This window comes from Taibaiella helva, assembly GCF_003545695.1.
Taxonomy (GTDB): Bacteria; Bacteroidota; Bacteroidia; order Chitinophagales; family Chitinophagaceae; genus Taibaiella; species Taibaiella helva.
Genome location: NZ_QUZZ01000009.1, coordinates 18,224 through 35,133 on the forward strand (window position 1 = coordinate 18,224; position 16,910 = coordinate 35,133).

At 51.2% G+C, this 16,910-nt stretch carries 19 protein-coding genes; 11 read left to right on the forward strand and 8 right to left on the reverse strand.

Annotated features, from left to right (window positions below; all coding sequences use genetic code 11):
* Positions 1 to 3 precede the first annotated feature (3 nt).
* Entirely contained in the window at positions 4 to 1,434 is a 1,431-nt protein-coding gene (locus tag DZC79_RS14630) for a TlpA family protein disulfide reductase (RefSeq protein WP_118952350.1), read from the reverse strand.
* A 181-nt stretch (positions 1,435 to 1,615) separates the two neighbouring features.
* Between DZC79_RS14630 and rlmD the strand changes: the two genes are divergently transcribed.
* Positions 1,616 to 2,986, forward strand: a complete 1,371-nt coding sequence (rlmD, locus tag DZC79_RS14635) for a 23S rRNA (uracil(1939)-C(5))-methyltransferase RlmD (protein ID WP_232831838.1) — start codon at positions 1,616 to 1,618, stop codon at positions 2,984 to 2,986.
* 63 nt (positions 2,987 to 3,049) lie between these two features.
* Here the strand turns inward: rlmD and DZC79_RS14640 are convergent, their stop codons facing one another.
* The 4 genes from DZC79_RS14640 to DZC79_RS14655 all read right to left on the reverse strand — a co-directional run bounded on the left by DZC79_RS14640 (position 3,050) and on the right by DZC79_RS14655 (position 6,510).
* Positions 3,050 to 3,241 (reverse strand): class I lanthipeptide, encoded by a 192-nt coding sequence (locus DZC79_RS14640; protein WP_118952352.1) that lies wholly within the window; start codon positions 3,239 to 3,241, stop codon positions 3,050 to 3,052.
* 121 nt (positions 3,242 to 3,362) lie between these two features.
* A complete protein-coding gene (locus DZC79_RS14645; RefSeq protein WP_118952353.1) occupies positions 3,363 to 4,463 on the reverse strand; it encodes a TonB family protein in 1,101 nt (366 codons plus the stop codon).
* A 202-nt stretch (positions 4,464 to 4,665) separates the two neighbouring features.
* The gene (locus DZC79_RS14650) at positions 4,666 to 6,123 is read right to left on the reverse strand and encodes a TonB family protein (protein ID WP_118952354.1); all 1,458 of its coding nucleotides are present in this window, start codon (positions 6,121 to 6,123) and stop codon (positions 4,666 to 4,668) included.
* A gap of 18 nt (positions 6,124 to 6,141) precedes the next feature.
* Positions 6,142 to 6,510, reverse strand: coding sequence for a BlaI/MecI/CopY family transcriptional regulator (locus DZC79_RS14655; protein WP_118952355.1), 369 nt, complete (start codon positions 6,508 to 6,510; stop codon positions 6,142 to 6,144).
* A 146-nt stretch (positions 6,511 to 6,656) separates the two neighbouring features.
* Here DZC79_RS14655 and DZC79_RS14660 point away from each other — a divergent pair, with 146 nt between their 5' ends.
* Entirely contained in the window at positions 6,657 to 7,400 is a 744-nt protein-coding gene (locus tag DZC79_RS14660) for a 2-phosphosulfolactate phosphatase (RefSeq protein WP_118952356.1), read from the forward strand.
* Positions 7,401 to 7,427: 27 nt separating this feature from the next.
* Complete coding sequence (locus DZC79_RS14665; RefSeq protein ID WP_118952357.1) at positions 7,428 to 8,201, forward strand: exodeoxyribonuclease III; 774 nt, start codon at positions 7,428 to 7,430, stop codon at positions 8,199 to 8,201.
* 79 nt (positions 8,202 to 8,280) lie between these two features.
* Here DZC79_RS14665 and trxA read toward each other — a convergent pair whose 3' ends face one another.
* Positions 8,281 to 8,601, reverse strand: coding sequence for a thioredoxin (trxA, locus tag DZC79_RS14670; protein WP_118952358.1), 321 nt, complete (start codon positions 8,599 to 8,601; stop codon positions 8,281 to 8,283).
* Positions 8,602 to 8,824: 223 nt separating this feature from the next.
* On the opposite strand from trxA, the gene DZC79_RS14675 reads away from it, so the two are divergent.
* The 8 genes from DZC79_RS14675 (at position 8,825) to DZC79_RS14710 (ending at position 15,703) form a co-directional block, all read left to right on the forward strand.
* Positions 8,825 to 9,373: a J domain-containing protein gene (locus tag DZC79_RS14675; RefSeq protein ID WP_118952359.1), complete on the forward strand. Its 549-nt coding sequence runs from the start codon at positions 8,825 to 8,827 to the stop codon at positions 9,371 to 9,373.
* A gap of 61 nt (positions 9,374 to 9,434) precedes the next feature.
* Complete coding sequence (locus DZC79_RS14680) at positions 9,435 to 9,632, forward strand: hypothetical protein (protein ID WP_118952360.1); 198 nt, start codon at positions 9,435 to 9,437, stop codon at positions 9,630 to 9,632.
* 131 nt (positions 9,633 to 9,763) lie between these two features.
* The gene (locus DZC79_RS14685) at positions 9,764 to 10,570 is read left to right on the forward strand and encodes an XRE family transcriptional regulator (RefSeq protein ID WP_118952361.1); all 807 of its coding nucleotides are present in this window, start codon (positions 9,764 to 9,766) and stop codon (positions 10,568 to 10,570) included.
* A gap of 33 nt (positions 10,571 to 10,603) precedes the next feature.
* Positions 10,604 to 11,269 (forward strand): alpha-ketoglutarate-dependent dioxygenase AlkB family protein, encoded by a 666-nt coding sequence (locus DZC79_RS14690; protein ID WP_118952362.1) that lies wholly within the window; start codon positions 10,604 to 10,606, stop codon positions 11,267 to 11,269.
* A gap of 247 nt (positions 11,270 to 11,516) precedes the next feature.
* Complete coding sequence (locus DZC79_RS14695; RefSeq protein ID WP_232831839.1) at positions 11,517 to 12,392, forward strand: KilA-N domain-containing protein; 876 nt, start codon at positions 11,517 to 11,519, stop codon at positions 12,390 to 12,392.
* 143 nt (positions 12,393 to 12,535) lie between these two features.
* Complete coding sequence (gene xth / locus DZC79_RS14700) at positions 12,536 to 13,306, forward strand: exodeoxyribonuclease III (protein ID WP_118952363.1); 771 nt, start codon at positions 12,536 to 12,538, stop codon at positions 13,304 to 13,306.
* Positions 13,307 to 13,616: 310 nt separating this feature from the next.
* Positions 13,617 to 15,245 carry a T9SS type A sorting domain-containing protein gene (locus tag DZC79_RS14705; protein ID WP_118952364.1) on the forward strand — a complete coding sequence of 543 codons (1,629 nt, stop codon included), beginning with the start codon at positions 13,617 to 13,619 and terminating at the stop codon, positions 15,243 to 15,245.
* A gap of 248 nt (positions 15,246 to 15,493) precedes the next feature.
* Positions 15,494 to 15,703: a hypothetical protein gene (locus DZC79_RS14710; RefSeq protein ID WP_118952365.1), complete on the forward strand. Its 210-nt coding sequence runs from the start codon at positions 15,494 to 15,496 to the stop codon at positions 15,701 to 15,703.
* Positions 15,704 to 15,863: 160 nt separating this feature from the next.
* Here the strand turns inward: DZC79_RS14710 and DZC79_RS14715 are convergent, their stop codons facing one another.
* Together DZC79_RS14715 and DZC79_RS14720 are read right to left on the reverse strand one after the other, a co-directional pair.
* Positions 15,864 to 16,256, reverse strand: a complete 393-nt coding sequence (locus tag DZC79_RS14715; protein WP_118952366.1) for a VOC family protein — start codon at positions 16,254 to 16,256, stop codon at positions 15,864 to 15,866.
* Between the two features lie 11 nt (positions 16,257 to 16,267).
* The gene (locus tag DZC79_RS14720; protein WP_118952367.1) at positions 16,268 to 16,693 is read right to left on the reverse strand and encodes a helix-turn-helix domain-containing protein; all 426 of its coding nucleotides are present in this window, start codon (positions 16,691 to 16,693) and stop codon (positions 16,268 to 16,270) included.
* Positions 16,694 to 16,910: the final 217 nt, after the last annotated feature.

Below are 16,910 nucleotides of genomic sequence, written 5' to 3' on the forward strand. Positions count from 1 at the left end.
GGATCAGCCCTTATGTTTTCTTGCTGTCAGTTCAATCACTTCGTTAATATTGCTGTGGTCGAGGCCTTTCCCGATGATCTTCATATGCTCGTCAAACAGGTAGATCTTGGGTGTGGAATAGGCGTCGTACTTTTCTCTGAAGCCGGTATTATTATTGATGTCGGCCACGTTGATCCATTCGCCGATCTTGTTGCTGTTGATGAACTGCTGGATTTCCGACAGCTCTCCTCCTGCGGCAACGGAATAGATCTTCACCCCTTTTTCTTTTAAGGTTGACCGGTACACCGAATCGAGGAGCGGCACTTCTTTTTTGCAATGACCGCAATCATACGACCATACGATAAGCACGGTATACGGGGCTTTCACATCGTGTAGCGGCATATCCTTCAGCGTAAAGACATCCTGCATATTCAGGTCGGGCGCGGTATTGCCCAATACATTCGGCCGTATTTTCCGTGCACGGTCGGTATACCATTCCAGGTCTTTATCCGAAAGCCAGTAGGCTGCGCCTTTCATGTAGTATTCTTCCACCAGGTGTACAAAGACCTCATCCATACCCATCACCTTACTTTGCAGGGCATTGGTCGCCAGTGTACGCAAGGTGTAGCGGAACAGCTCTTTCGTTCCTTTGGTGGCTTTCAGTATTTTGTCGGCTTCGGCATTGATGCTGTCGGGGATCTGGTATATCCATTTGCTAAAGTAGTCGTTCAGCTTGGTATCGTAAATCGGCGTTTGCATCAGGCGGTCGTCGCGGAAATTGAACTGATCCCAGTAATGGTCTTTCATGTATTGATAAGCATAAAGACTATCGACCGTTTTTCCGTCTTCGAGGTAGTGCTCCTTTTCCGGAGGCTCCGGTGTTTTCAGCGCCAGGAAAATATTGCTCAGCAGGGTATTGGGATATTTTTTTACATAGGCGCTGCGGTAGTCGGCCTGTTCGCTGAACAGTGTCTTCAGCTCCTGGTCGATCTTTACTGAGTCGGCCCGGATCTTGGCCTGGCCTCTTTTTTCGGTAAGGGCTTTATTCCGGTTGGCCAGCGTTTCCATCAGCTTGTTGTAGACCATGTAGCGCTCGTTTTCGGGGCTTCCTGTAAAGGATAAACCGCTGTTCCCGCTGCCGTTGTCGACCGTGAAGCGAAAGTTGTCGCCGTTATTGAGCAGGAATTCTGCCAGCTTGCTGTTATGATTATATACGACCATGAAAACGCCGCCCAGCTGCTCTTTGCTGCTTTCAAAGACAACCTTGCGTTTGCCGGTAACCCTGGCCGAATCCTGCCGGTATACGGTAGGCAAGTGTTTCCCGAAATAGTGTTCCAGGTAAACCACCGAATCCGGTATATCCTCTTTAAAGGTAACCTCGATCCGGTAACCGTCCTTTGCCCGGGTGGTCAGGCTGCCAAGCAGGAACAAAGCAATGGGGGCAAGCTTTTTCATAAAACGATCTTTTCAGGCAAAGGGTTTGGTTTTTCTGTACGGCCGGGAGGCCGGCCGGTTCGTTCAAAGCTAAATAACGATTAAACGTAACAAGAAAAATCAAGCTACCTTTGCAAAGGATTAACAAGCAAGATTTACATTGGCCAGAAAAAATAAAAAGACGGTTCTAAACGGGATAAGGTTGGAGCGTTACGCCGCGGAAGGCAAATCCATAGCGCATCTTGAAGATGGTAAAACACTTTTCGTAGAAGGTGCTGTACCGGGAGATATTGCCGAAGTGCTGGTGCTTAAGAATAAGAAAAGCTATGCAGAAGGTAAGGCCCTGAAAGTGGAAATACCTTCTGCCGACAGGGTAACCCCTTTTTGCGAGCACTTCGGTATTTGCGGCGGCTGCAAATGGCAGATGCTCCCTTACGAAAAGCAGCTCGAGTACAAACAGATACAGGTAACCGATCAGCTGACCCGTATCGGGCATGTGGCGCTGCCGCCGATCGAGCCCATTGCTGGCAGCGGTTTGCAAAGGCATTACCGCAACAAGCTTGAATTTACCTTCAGCGAGCTGAGCTATCTTACCCGTGAGGAGATCGCAGCGGCAGGGGAAGACGAGATTGCCAGGAAGCCCGCCCTGGGCTTTCATGCACCGGGCATGTTTGATAAAGTAGTCGATATCCGTACCTGCCATCTGCAGCCGGAGCCGACCAACAAGATTAAGAACCTGCTGCGCGAGATCGCGCTGGAACAGGGGCTGCCTTTCTACGATCACCGGCAGCAGGACGGCTGGTTGCGGAATGTAGTGATCCGCGTGGCGACTACAGGCGAGGTAATGGTCAACCTGATCGTCAAATACGATCGGGAGGAGCTGAAGATGATGCTTGATACCCTGCTGAAGGAAGTGCCTGAGATCACCTCGCTGCATTATACGATCAATCCCAAGATGAACGATACGATCTATGATCTTACGGTTCATACGTACAAGGGCAAAGGCTATATAGAAGAATACCTCGAAGATTTCCGCTTCAAGATCTCGCCTAAATCCTTTTTCCAGACCAATACGCGGCAGGCCGAGCGTCTTTACCAGATCACCAGGGATTTTGCCGGGCTTACCGGCAATGAAGTGGTTTACGATCTTTATTGCGGTACCGGCAGCATCGGTATCTTCCTCTCAAAAGGGGCGAAAAAGATCATTGGTATCGAGGCGGTGCCCGATGCTATTGAAGATGCCAAACTTAATGCGGAATGGAACGGCCTGCAGCATTGCCAGTTTTACGCCGGCGATGTATCGGATATCGCTACCGATGCCTTCTTCGAAGCGCATGGCCGGCCTGATGTGATCATTACCGATCCGCCGCGAGCCGGGATGCATGAGAAGCTGATCCAGCAGCTGTTGCGGATGCGCGCCCCAAGGGTTGTCTATGTCAGCTGCAATCCTGCTACCCAGGCCCGGGATCTGCAATTGCTCGATGAAGCCTATAAGGTGCTACGGCTGCAGCCTGTCGACATGTTCCCCCATACCCACCACATAGAGAATGTGGCGTTGCTGGAGCTGCGATAAAGCGATAATAATAAAAAGCGAAGGGCTGTGATCATCGCAGCCCTTCGCTTTTTGCATACATGCTTATGCGCAACGGCAGGAAAGATTCTCCGTAGCAGGGATACATTTGTCGGTACAGCGGGAGATCTGGTGCGTGAACACGCAAACCACCGCAGTCTGTCCGCCGTTGATTTGCTGTTGTGCGGCATCATCCAGGGGAACAATTGTTGTTTTCCGGATCACGAGCTTTTGCAGTGCAGGCTTTTGCTTTTTCATATCGGTTGATTTATTTGGGTGAAACAATCCGGGTATGAAGCTAGAAATATTTGCATACAAGCGCGCTGCTATTAATATTTATTTACCAATTGCGGCTGGCGCCGTCTGCTTCCGCTTGTGCCTAGCGCCTGATCACGAACCGGGCGCTTTGCTGCCGTCCATTCAGCTGCTGCTCCAGCAGGTAAGTGCCGGCAGGTAATTGACTTACGTTGATCTGCAGCAGCACTTCTGTGGCCGAGGCCTTCAGGGTAAAGGTCTTATGGATTAGCTCGCGGCCGCTCATATCCCTGATGTAGACCTGTGCTGTTCCCGCTTTTTCGGCCAGTACGTAGATGCTGACTTGATCGCTTACGGGGTTAGGGTGGAACTTCAGGTCCTGGTCCTCCTTTTGCTGCACGGCCGCGGCGCCCCTTTCCGAAGCCTGCGGAGCTGCCGCTGCATTACCTCCGCCGAGTCTAAAGCTTACCGGGAGGGTGTAATAAACAGCGACGGCTTTTCCGTTTTGTCTTCCCGGTATAAAAGCGGGCATGGCTTGCAGTACCCGCAGCACTTCGGCATCACATTCGGGATCCAGGCCGCGCATGATCGCTATATCACTGAGCGTGCCGGTAGGACTTACCACGAATTGCGCGATCACTCTTCCCTGTATACCCGCTTTGCGGGCAGCATCGGGATAGCGCAGGTTTTCAGAGAGGTACCGGGCAAGGTCTACAGAAGGCTGCGGCATATCTTCAACCGACGTAAAGATCTTACCTGCTGCTGTTTCAACGGATCTGCTGTTGTCTGTCGCTTTAGCATTCTCCTTCGCCAGCCTGAAGCTAACCGGCACCGTATAATACACATTTACCGCCTTCCCGGCCTGTCTTCCCGGTGTAAAGGCGGGCAGGGCTTGTAGTACCCGCAGCACTTCGGCGTCACATTCGGGATGGATGCCCCGTTGGATAGCCACATCTTCTACCGCCCCGTTTTTGCTCACTACAAATTGCGCGACGACACGTCCCTCGATGCCGGCTTTTTTTGCCGCTTCCGGATAACGCAGGTTTTTGGAGAGATAGTCCGTAATGTTTACTGAGGGTTGTGGCATTACCTCCACGGAAGAATAGATCTTTTCTGCCTGGGCTTGTTGCGCGCCAGCTGTATGACTCCATAAAATGCTGAAGGCTGTCAGCAAGCCTGCGGCAGCGCTTCTGAAGCGCGGGTAGTATTTGTTTGTTAGATACATCTGGATAGATTTTTAAAGGATGAAAAAATCAAAGGGTTGTGGATTGTCTTTGCTGCAGACAAAGGCGCTCCATCAGCCGGCTGAGTTCAACCCCCGGCTGTGCTGCTCCTTTAAGCGGCAGCTTTTTTATAGCAAATAAGATGGTCTCCCGGTGAAAGCCGGGTATTTTCTATAGCGGTTAATTAACGAATCCGGCGGCCGATCAGTTGTTTATCGCCGGTTGTTCCGTATCCTGGAGCCTGAAGCTTACCGGGAGGGTGTAATAGACCCGTACAGGTTGGCCAGCCTGGCGGCCCGGTTTCCACTTGGGCATAGTCTTTACCACGCGCACGGCCTCTTCGCCACAACCGCCTCCGATATCCCTCATGAGGTTAATATCGGTAATGCTGCCGTCTCTGTCAACCACAAACTGGAGCACAGCCCTACCCTGTATACTTTGTTTTTTTGCTTCTTCGGGATAACGGATATTTTCCCGCAAGTATTTCATTACATCGAAGGGCGGTTGCGGCATATCTTCTACAGAGGTAAATGTTTTGTTCTCTGGAATGCTTGCCGGTGGCTTGTCTGCCGGAACCAACGTCGCCGTGGGTTCGGCCGTAGCCTCCGCAGCAGACGATTGTGGTACGGAGGCCACAGGTGCCGCATCGGGCCTGACCTGCCGGGGTTGTTGCTCCCGGATAGCCCTTGCAGCAACAGCTTTCGCCGGTTGCGACTGAGCCTGAACTGCCGGCATGTTTGGCAACAGTTCTGCTGGCGCGGTGCCCGCGCCGGTCAGGTGGCTAAAATTACCTCCGTTTACTGAAGGCGCTACGGTGAAGGCGCGGATGCTCTGCGCATAGATAATGACAAAGAGCATGAGCACTGTGCTGCAAAGTACAGCTCCTTTAGCAGGCCGGTTATTCACTCTTTTGCTGTGCAGCAGCATCCTGATCCTGCGGCGTAAGGGATGACGAAAGAACGGTTGCAGCAATGCAGGTCCCCTGAAGCCAAGATGTTCGCTCAGCAAGGTGCGCATGTATTGTTCCTTGTCTTGGCCAGCCAGGGCGTCGGCTTCGAATTCGTGTACCAGGCTCAGCTCCCGGCCGATCAGGTACAAAGGGATCACCGGGAAGAAAAGGCATTGGAGCAGCTGAAGCAGCAGCTTGTCGTAATGATGCCGGTAGTGCACATGCGCCTGTTCATGCGCCAGGATACCGGAATCGGCATCGTTGCCGGGGAAAATAATGGTGCAGCCGTAGCTGGCCGGTCCCTGGCCGGTATTCAGTGCCAGGCGATAGCCGTCCTGTTGGATCCATCGCTGGCGGTTCAGGAAACGGCGCAGGCTGAGCATACGGTAGCCCAGACGCAACAGCAGCACGAGTGCCATCAGGCTATAGCCGGCAAACAAGGGCGACCAGCCGGTATACCAGGGCTGATCAGCGGCACCGGCAGCAGTAAGCGTTACTTCAGGCAGGCTAACCGCCAGCAGGGTCTGTGCTACAGCGGGTGCATACCAGCCCGGAATGTCGAGGCGTATCAGCGGCAATACCAAAGCCAGCAAAGGAGTGCTCAGCAGGTACATACGGTTCCAGGTGTGGCTGCTGCGGTTGCGGAGCAGCAACAGGTAGAAGCAGAAAAAGAGGAAACCATAACAATTCGCGGCGAGAAAATAGCTGATCATGGTTACGCTTTTAAAGGGTTAGCTGTTTTGTTTCATTTCCTTCAGGAGCTCTTCCAGCTCTTTTACCGTAATGTCTTTCTCCTTGGCAAAAAAAGATAGCATATTGGCAAAGGAACCGTTGAAATAACCCTTCACCAGGTGGCGGGCCGATTGCCGGCTATATTGGTCCTTTTTTAAGGTCGGCTTGTACAGGTGCGATTTACCCATAGCCATTACCTTCACGAAGTCTTTTTCCAGCAGGATCTTCAGTATCGTGCTTACTGTATTGTAGTGCGGCTTAGGGTCGGGCAATTGGTCGATAATATCTTTGGTAAAGCCCTGCCCTATCTTCCACAAGGCTTGCATGATCTGTTCTTCGGCTTTGGTCAGCGATTTGAAATTACTCATAGCACCTTAATTTTTAAACTAAATCTTTAGTTATGCTGAACGAAGATAAAACTAAAAGATTAGTTTTACAACTAAATTTTTAGTTGATAGCTAATTTCCTGCTGGTCAGGAAAAAGAAATGCCCTGCATTGCGTTATTTTTGCAGGATGATTGAAAACCCCCAACTGGAAGTATGCTTGTCCCCCGCGCTGCTTTCGCTTTATGATACCCGGGAAACCATAGTTGTGATCATTGATGTATTCCGCGCTACTTCTACCATAGCCGCCGCGCTGCACAACGGTGCCCGTGCTGTGATCCCGGTGGCCTCAGTAGAAGACTGTATCCGGATGAAGGAAACGGTGGAAAACTGCATCACCGCAGGGGAACGGGATGGCCAGGTAGCTCCGGGCCTGCAATACGGCAATTCGCCGCTCGAATACCCTTCTGATTTTATTAAAGGAAAAACGCTGGCGCTGACAACAACGAACGGCACCAGATTGCTGCATATGGTACGGGATGCCGATACCATCGTCACCGGGTCTTTCCTTAATCTTAACGCCGTATGCCAGTACCTGCTCAAGCGGAATAAAAAGGTATTGCTGGCCTGCTCGGCCTGGAAGGACCGTGTCAATATGGAAGATACTTTGTTTGCCGGCGCGGCGACCACATTGCTCCGCGGGCATTTTACCATACATTGCGACAGCGCCCGCATTGCGGAGAGCCTCTATGCCCAATCGCAGGCCCGCCCTTCCCTGCTGGATTTCCTGCGCGACAGCTCGCATTACCGCCGCCTTTCCGGTTTTGGCCTGGAACGCGATATGGCCTATTGCATGACGCCCAACCAGCATCCCGTAGTTCCCGTATACAACGGCAAGGAGCTCGAGGTGGAAAACATCATGGGCACTTTATAAAATGTATTTCTTTTTCCCGGCAACAACATGAGAATAATATCCTACAACGTAAACGGGCTGAGAAGCGCGATGAACAAAGGCTTCGTGGACTGGCTGTCTACCGACCCCGCCGATATCATCTGCCTTCAGGAAATAAAGGCTCATAAGGAGAATGTCGACTTTGCGCGTATCGAGGCGCTGGGCTATGAAACCTACTGGTATCCTGCAGAGAAAAAAGGCTACAGCGGGGTGGCCGTATTTACCCGCATTAAGCCCGAAGCTGTTTTCTATGGCAACGGCATTATGCAAAGCGATGCGGAAGGCCGGGTGATCCGGCTCGACTTCGGTAGCATAAGCCTGGTCAATGCTTATTTTCCCAGCGGCTCCAGCGGCGAGCTGCGCCAGGCCTACAAGTACCAGTGGCTCGACGAATTCTTTGAATATATCTATAAGCTGCGCCAGGAGCGCCCCGACCTGATCGTTACCGGCGACTACAACATCTGTCACCGGCCCATCGACATTCACAATCCTGTCAGCAATAAGGACAGCAGCGGTTTTCTGCCCGAAGAGCGGGCCTGGATGGATAAATGGTTCGACAGCGGTTTCGTGGATACCTTCCGTTTTTTTAACCCCCACCCGCACCAGTACAGCTGGTGGAGCTACAGGGCCAATGCCCGGGCCAACAACAAAGGCTGGCGTATCGATTACATCAGTGTGAGCAAAAGCCTGGAAGCCCGGCTGAAGGACGCCGCGATTTATCCCGGTGTCACCCACTCCGATCATTGCCCGGTGTACGCTGCCCTGGATCTGGAACTCCAATAAAGATTTTCATAATCTTATAGGGTTAAAAAAAGCAGCCACCCGTTAAGGATGGCTGCTTCGTTTTTATCTTCTATCTGGATTAGCCCAGATGCTGCTGGATCTTCTTTTCAAAAGCGGACCGGGGGGCGGCGCCTACCTGCTTGTCTACAACCTGGCCGTTCTTGATGAACAGAACGCAGGGAATGCTGGTCACACCGTAATTTACAGACAAGTTGGGATTTTCATCCACGTTCACTTTGCCTACATTCACTTTACCCTCATATTCTTTTGAAAGCGCGTCGATGGTTGGTCCCAAAGCGATACAAGGTCCACACCAGGGAGCCCAGAAATCTACTACTGATAAATTTGCAGATTGCAGAACTTCGGCCTCGAAATTCGCATCGGTGAATACTGCTGCCATTTTATTTTTAATTTAATTTTTTACAATGAAAGGACAAAGGTAAGGGGAAACCAATAGAGCAACAATAGTGACAGCGAATAGTATTATAACAAGAGATGATTAATATGTGGATAAGTTGCTGGACCTGAACCGTAAGGCCTTTTTCAACGCCTTATAGGCCCTTCGGGAGAATTAATACCGGCCAATGCTTTATTCCGGTAGATTTGCTGCCTTATCGACCCTTATGCAGCGCACGTTCATCGATTACTATCAAATTCTGCAGGTCGGCTTCGACGCCGATGCCGCCGCGATCAAAGCTGCTTACCGCAAGCTGGCCCTGGAGCAGCATCCCGACAAGCATCCCGAAGATACGGAAGCCTATACCCGGCGCTTCCAGGAGATCACTGAAGCTTATAACGTGCTTTCCGATACAGGAAAGAAGGCGCTTTACGATATGCAATACCGGGAAAGCATGCTGGGTGAAGGTCCGCAATACATGGTTGTCTACCAGGAAGACAATACGCCGCCCGATACCGGCACCTACAAGCATAAGTACACGGCCAGGAGCGGACGACGTTTCGCCATTGTTCCCGCCGGTATGGCTATTGTCCTGGTAATGCAGGTGCTGCGCATGCTGACCCAGACGACTCCTGTGCTCCCCGACAGGAAGGGTATTGAAACCACGTCGCCTCAACAAATGCAGGAGCTCATCAGGCAGCTGGAGGCACGGCAGGCCCGCGACAGCGATATGGCTTACCCCGGCGCTCAGCCGGCAGGGAAGCCGCTACACTAAATGTTAATTATAAGGAAAATCCAAATTTATAGCTTAGCTTTACCGGGTATAAACCAAAGCTATGCCTTCCAAAGCTACTCCTCAACGTAAACGAAAAGCGCTCTACCTGCTCCTGGCTTGTGTTGTGTTTTTTACGGCTGGCTTGGCTATGCTTACCCTGGGTGCAGTAGTTCATGTTAACCCCAGGATCACCTTTGCGGGGTTCTTTAAGCTGGAACCCTATATGAATGTAGTCTCTACCCTTTTCGCTTTTCACTAATCCCTTTCTTTTTCATCCGGTACTCGGACTTCCCGGCGCCGTGCTTTGCGTTTCATTTGTTGTTTTAAAATAAAAGTTTACATTTGTCATCAGAAGTGACATTTGTTTGACACCAATAAAGACAACAGCAAATGAATACAACCCCCATATTTTTCCCGGCTAACCTTAAGTACCTGCGCGAACGCAGAAAGCTGAGCCAGGAAGAACTGGCCGGCATTCTGGGCATCAAGCGCTCGAAGCTCGCCGCGCTGGAAAGCGGCCAGACCAAATCGCCTACGACGGAAGACCTGGTCAACCTGTCCGCTTATTTCCGCATAAGCATCGATACCCTGCTGAAGATAGCGCTTAGCGGGCTGGGCGAGCTGAAGCTGAAAGAGCTGGAAGCCGGCAATGATGTGTATGTTACCGGCAGCAAGCTGCGTGTGCTCGCCATTACTGTAGATAAAGACAACCAGGAAAATGCCGAATATGTCCCTGTGAAAGCCAAAGCGGGCTACCGCTCAGGACACAACGACCCGGAGTACATTGCTACACTGCCTAAGTTTACCCTGCCCAATCTCGGCCGCGGTGGCACGTACCGTATGTTTCCTACCACCGGCGATTCCATGCTGCCCATACCCGAAGGCAGCGATGTGATCTGCCGCTTTATCCAGGACTGGTCGACGGTGAAGCCGCGCACCGTTTGTATCGTGATCCTGAAGGGCGAGCAGGACTTCGTCTTCAAACAAGTGAGCCTTCAGGCCGGGGGCCTGCTGCTGGAATCGCTCAATACCCAATATCAGCCTTATGTAGTTCCGGTATCGGAAGTGCTGGAGCTCTGGGAATTTCAGCGCTTTCTATCAGCAACCATACCCGATGTGCAGCCCGATCTGCAGAGCATTGCCAAAGCCCTGCGCGAGATACAAGGCGACATCAGCATCATCAGGAACAAAAAATAAAATTGACCGCTACCATTAAAGATATAAACGCTTATGCCGGCACAACCTATTGCCAAAAAGCTGTCGCGGGGGAAGGCCCTGCGCGGCGGCCATCCCCCTGCAGAGCAGGCCAAGCTTTTCGATGATCGCGAACAGCTGTCGCTGCCAGCCCACCTGATCGAATACACGCCGTCTTTCTTCGGGCGCGAAGAAGCGTACCGCTACTTTGAGCAGCTGGTAAGCAGCGTGCCCTGGCAGCAGCCCAGGATCATGATGTACGAAAAGGAAGTGGCCGCGCCACGGCTCTCAGCCTTCTTCGGCGAGCGGCCGCTGCGTTATGAGGACAAGCGCAGTCCACTGCCCTGGACGCCTGAGCTGCTGCAGATGAAGCATAAGATCGAAACCTATACCGGTATTACTTTTAATGGCGTGCTGCTGAACTATTACCGCGATGGTAACGATTCGGTGGCCTGGCACAGCGATAAGGATACCTTGCCCGGCATGAAGACCGAGATTGCTTCGGTAAGCCTGGGACAAGTGCGGCATTTCGACTTCCGTAGTAAAGCCGATCACAGCCTGCGGCATGCGATCGCCCTCGAGCACGGCTCGCTGCTGCTGATGAAGGGCGACCTGCAGCGGTACTGGGAGCACCGCATTGCTAAATCGCCTTTGCCCATGGGCGGACGGATCAACCTTACGTTCCGGAAGATTGGTCCATAAACATTTCCCGGCGATCTCGCATAGAAAGCCGTATTCAGCGCAGCCGCCGTTCAGACCGCTATTGCGTTCCGAGCGGCGCGGCCGAACAGGGATTCCCCAAGATCGCTGTTGTTTCAGGACAATACCAGTCTATATCCTGGTTTACAACACTGTACCTTAATTGAATACACTTATATTTTATTTTCCTTTACCTGGCTGTGATATGATAGTAATAAATTAAATTTGTTCTAGGTCAACCTGGAAGTGTATGCAAACAAGATTTGGAACGCGCAGGTTAGGTCAGCAAAAGCAGCTTGATATGGCGAAAAATAAAAAGATAAACGTTAAGGGAGTTGAGATTGTTTTGTATGAAGACAATCAGCAGGATTTTATTTCTCTTACCGATATAGCCCGGCATAAAGATGAAGAGCATACGGATACTATCATTCAGAACTGGATGAGGAACCGGAATACGATCGAGCTTTTAGGATTTTGGGAAATAATTTATAATCCCGGTTTTAAACCCCTCGAATTCGAGGGGTTTAGAAAACAGGCAGGACTCAACAGTTTTGTGATGACGCCCAAGCGATGGATAGAAAGCACCAATGCCATAGGTATTGTTTCGAAACCGGGAAGATATGGCGGAACGTTTGCCCATAAGGATATTGCGCTGGAATTTGCTTCCTGGATTTCTATAGAGTTCAAGCTGTATGTAATCAAAGAATTTCAACGCCTGAAAGACGATGAAAACAACCGGCTGCAATTAGAATGGAACCTGCAAAGAACGATTTCCAAAATCAATTACCAAATACATACAGACGCCATTAAGCAAAACCTGGTACCGAAGGAAATTACCAGGCAGCAGGCCGGTTATGTTTATGCCAGCGAAGCCGATTTATTGAATGTTGCCCTTTTCGGAATTACGGCGAAAGAATGGCGCGACGAGAATCCCGGCAAAACCGGGAACATAAGAGATTACGCCACTTTGGAGCAGCTGGTTGTCCTGAGCAATATGGAAAGCATTCATGCTTTGCTTATAGAACGGGGATGGCCGCAAGGCGAAAGATTGCTCCAGCTCAATCAGGTAGCTATAACACAAATGAAATCGCTGGTTGAAAGCAGAGCCATAAAAAGATTGCAGTAAAATTTACCGCGCGATCAAACCCCGGCGGCACTGCCCTCTGGCCGCAGCAGAAAAATTCCGGATGTGCCGGAACGTAAGGATAGCGGCCGCCGGCAAATTGTGTACCTTTAAGCCCCGGTCCTATACCGGCTAAACCAATACTTATGAGAATCGCAACATACAATGTTAATGGTGTCAACGGGCACTTGCCGGTATTGCTGCGGTGGCTGGAAGAAACGAAGCCCGATATCGTATGCCTGCAGGAGCTTAAAGCGCCGCAGGAAAAGTTTCCGGAAGAAGCGATCGCTGCCGCCGGCTACCAGGCGGTATGGCATGGGCAGAAAAGCTGGAATGGTGTTGCCATCCTCTCCCGCGGACATGTGATGACCGAAGCCCAACCCGGCCTGCCCGGTGATCCCGATGATGTGCACAGCCGCTATATCGAAGCGACGATAGAAGGCATGCGTATCTGTTGCCTGTACCTGCCCAATGGCAATCCCTTTCCGGGTCCTAAATACGATTACAAGCTGTCGTGGATCAAAAGGCTGATGCTGCGCGCCGATGAGCTGCTCACCTCCGGCCAGCAGGTATTGCTGATCGGCGATTTTAATATTATTCCTGAAGATATCGATGTCTATAAGCCTGAGCGTTGGGTGAATGACGCTTTGTTCCAGCCCGGGGTGCGCGATGCTTTCAAGGCCCTGGTAGCAAAAGGATGGACAGATGCCCTTCGAACCCTCAACCCTGGCGAAGTGGTCTACACCTTCTGGGATTATTTCCGCGACGCTTATGGACGGAATGCCGGCTTGCGTATCGACCATTTCCTGATGAGCCCTTCGGTTGCCGGCAAGCTGAAGGCAGCAGGCGTGGATAAGCATGTGCGGGGCTGGGAAAAAAGCAGCGATCATGCGCCCGTATGGGTTGAGGTGGAATAATTTTTATACCCCGGATAAAACAGATGCATGGCGGCTCCATTACGGAGCCGCTTTTCTTATAGCGCAGGCTTCTGGCGCGCTTCCAGCTTTCCCGAGGGATTGGACAGCTCCTCTTAAAGGACAATAATTAGGCCAAAAAAATATATAAGCGGTATCGTGAAGAATATGCTGCCTTTCCTCAAAACCCCGGGGGAATCTTCCGCAAGGAAGAACACATTTGCAAAAAAGGAGGCCGTATAAGGAACATAGCATACTGAATACCTGAACCAGATACCAATTATTTTTCCACAAACATCAAAACAAAAGCTCCATGCTGAAATCATTAAAACTCCTGGCGGCAGCGCTGCCTGTATTCGCTGTGGCGACCACAGATCTTAATGCGCAAACCCCGAACTTTACTACACCCAACGCTGCAGAATTTATTAACGGCAATCCCGCGGTAAGCCGGCCGGACCATACCTCCTGCTACAGTACCGGCGCTACGATTTCCGGTTATGGCGCTGCGGACCTCTACCTTTCCGCCTGGAACTCATCCGACCCCAATTATACCGGGGAGTTCCTCTGGCGCCTGACCCCGCAGGGCAATCCTACCGGACTGTTCCAGCAGGGTTCTTTTGCTTACCAGGGAGTAAGGAGCATGGAAGTCGCCACCGCGTTCAACTGGGTAACCAACAGGATGAGCTTTTTCGTCGCTTATTACAAGGTTGGCGTGGGGCACTTCCTCGATACTTATGAGCTGACCAACAGCACCGGCCCCAATCCCGTGAACTTTATTTCCTCACAGCAGCTATCGTCGGCTACTACCTATGGCCGTATCCGCATCGATGTATTCCGCTCGCATTATGCTGTTCTTGTATGGCAAGACCCCGCGCTGGGCCTTAGAACAAAGGCTTATCCCGGTGGCGGCGCCTGGAGCGGTACGTCGACGATTGCCGGCTCATTGGGTGCAATCAGCCCGGATGTGGCGCTGGGCGGCAACAATGTGATCAACGCGCACTACGTTTCCTACAACAGCGGTACAGGCGAGATCACCGAATCGGTGATCGACATCAATAATGTGCTCAGCTCGGGCGGCGTTGTTGCGCCTGCTGTAGAAGATGTCGAATTTATTGGTAATACCCTGCGCTCCGATCTTGTGCTGGACTGCCCCGATCTGTACGATGTGGATAACTGGGCTTATACCTATACCGATCGTAGGGAGGTCTTCGTCCGCATTATGGATCATCATACCATAGGTGGAACAACTACGGTCCGCGTCAATTCCGGCGTATTGGGCAATCAGCCTACCGCCAACATCCACAAGGCTTATGCACCGGCCCTGCACTATGGCACCGGCGCTACCGGTGGACCAATCGGCCAAATCACCGTGGGCTGGTATACCACCGACGGCAGCAGCACTAATGGCTACATTGCCCTGGAGATGCGTGAGGATGGCAGCGCGCTGATCAGCAATCCCGATTACATGGCGCTGCCCAACGCTTTTACGGCCAACACTTACCCCACAAATCCGGGTATTGCCTTTAGCAGGAATACCCTGCATGCACCGGGTTTCCTGTATGCCACTTATTACGACTTCGATGCTTCGGGCAGCAGCGCGCAATTGCATCATGCCTTCCATCTCTGGGGAGACGTGGTATTCCGCGGGGTGAACGAGACAGAGCCAGGTAAGGGTGTAGCCGGAGCAGTAATTACCGGTACCTGTCCCAACCCTTTCAGCGATGTGCTGCATACTTCGGTAGCGCTGCAGGAAGAGGCCTCCGTACAGCTGGAGCTGTTCGACATGACCGGCCGCAGGGTATGGCAATACCAGGCTGCATTAGGCAAAGGCACGCATTCGCTTGAAGCAGCGGGATTAAAAAAGCTGAGCACGGGTACCTACATGCTGATCACTTCCGTAAACGGCAGCAAGCTGCAGGCGCAGAAAGTGGTGAAGCAATAAGCTACAATACACTCAATACACTATTAATAAACCAGGCTTCTCGGAGCCTGGTTTTTTTATGAAAGAAGTTCCCTTTATTAAATTGCTTTAACGGTCTCTCCGGTCTCTGCGCCCCTTGTTCGTTCGAAAAAGGCAAGAAATGTTTTCACCCGCCCGCGCATCATTTATCAGGAGGATAAACAATTGTTGCGGAGTGGCAAAGGATAAATTTCAGTATATTTGATATGTAATCACCAAACCACAATAACATGAAAAAAGCCAAACTTGCCCTGCCTGCTTTGAAATTAAAAAAGCAAACCATCACTCCCCTTGAATCCGGATCAGTTGCCGGAGGCGCGCCCTTTACACAAACCTGCATCCAGACCGGCGCCTGCACGCCCACCTGTACTCTGGATGGTACGATTGCTTCGAGATATGTAAGCAATTGCTGTGTTACCCTGCGTTGTCCTGTCGGATAGCCGACAGTTCCTGATGGAATACAGAAAGCCGCCGGCTTTCTGTATCTAGTGCTGCCTGCTATTGTTATCCGACTTCCCATCATGCAGCAACATCACCGGTAGTACAGAATCACTGGGCGAACAGGAGGCGTAACATACTTGTGCTTATGTTCTGCTTGCCTCAGCGCATTTCTACGATCTGGATATGATTGCCGCAGGTGTCGTCAAAGATGGCGATCTTCACCGTACCCATTTCTGTCGGTTGTATGCTGAAGGCGACACCGAGGCTTAGCAGCCGTTCATATTCCTGCTGCACATCTTCGACGTTGAATTGCGTGTAAGGAATACCGGCGTTAAAAAGCGCTTCCTGGTAAACCCTGGCCGGCTCGAAATGATTGGGAGCGGGCTCCAGCAACAGCTCCGGGCCATCCTGCTCTTCTTTGCTGACTACGGTCAGCCAACGGTCTTCACCTAAAGGCACGTCCGTCTTTTTGACGAAGCCCAGCTTACCAGTGTAAAAGTTCAGCGCTGTTTCCTGGTTCCTTACCGGGATGCTAATGATCTTTACTTTCATTTTCTACAGGTTTAGATATGATGCTGCAAAGTTTCGGAGCCTGTGCTGATTTGGCTTTGCGAAAATTGCTCTTTTTGAAATGCTGTCGGTGTTTTCCCTGTTCTGCTTTTGAATAAGGTGCTGAAGGAGGCCGGGCTTTCAAAGCCAATCGCAAAGCAGGTCTCGCTTATCGTCATGCCCAGCTTCAGGAAGGTCTTCGATCTTTCGATCCGCTTGTCCGTCAGGTACTGCATGGGCGTTTGCCCGTAGTATTTTTTGAATAGCCGCAATAAATGGTATTTCGAAATGAATCCCGTGTGTGCCAGCAGATCGAGGCTCAGTTCTCTATCATAATGATGGTTGATATAGCTCCGTATCCCGATCACGGCATTAAGCTGTCCCTGGTTGGCATAGATCGTGCTCCTGATCCGTTTTATTTCGCTTTCATAAAATGTCATACTGCAGTATTCGTATCCTTTGCGAAGGTAGCGCAGTTCTCTCACCCCTGTTGGCCTATTCCCGACAGGCAAACATAGCAGGAACTTTTCCAGTCATTCGTTGTTAAACGAATTTTATGCGCAAAAGAACAGGCCGGTTTAAAATTGTCTGCTTGTTCCCTTGCCTGCATAACCATGTTGTTTTTTGGAAATAACTATGGCAGGGGCAAGCGGTTTA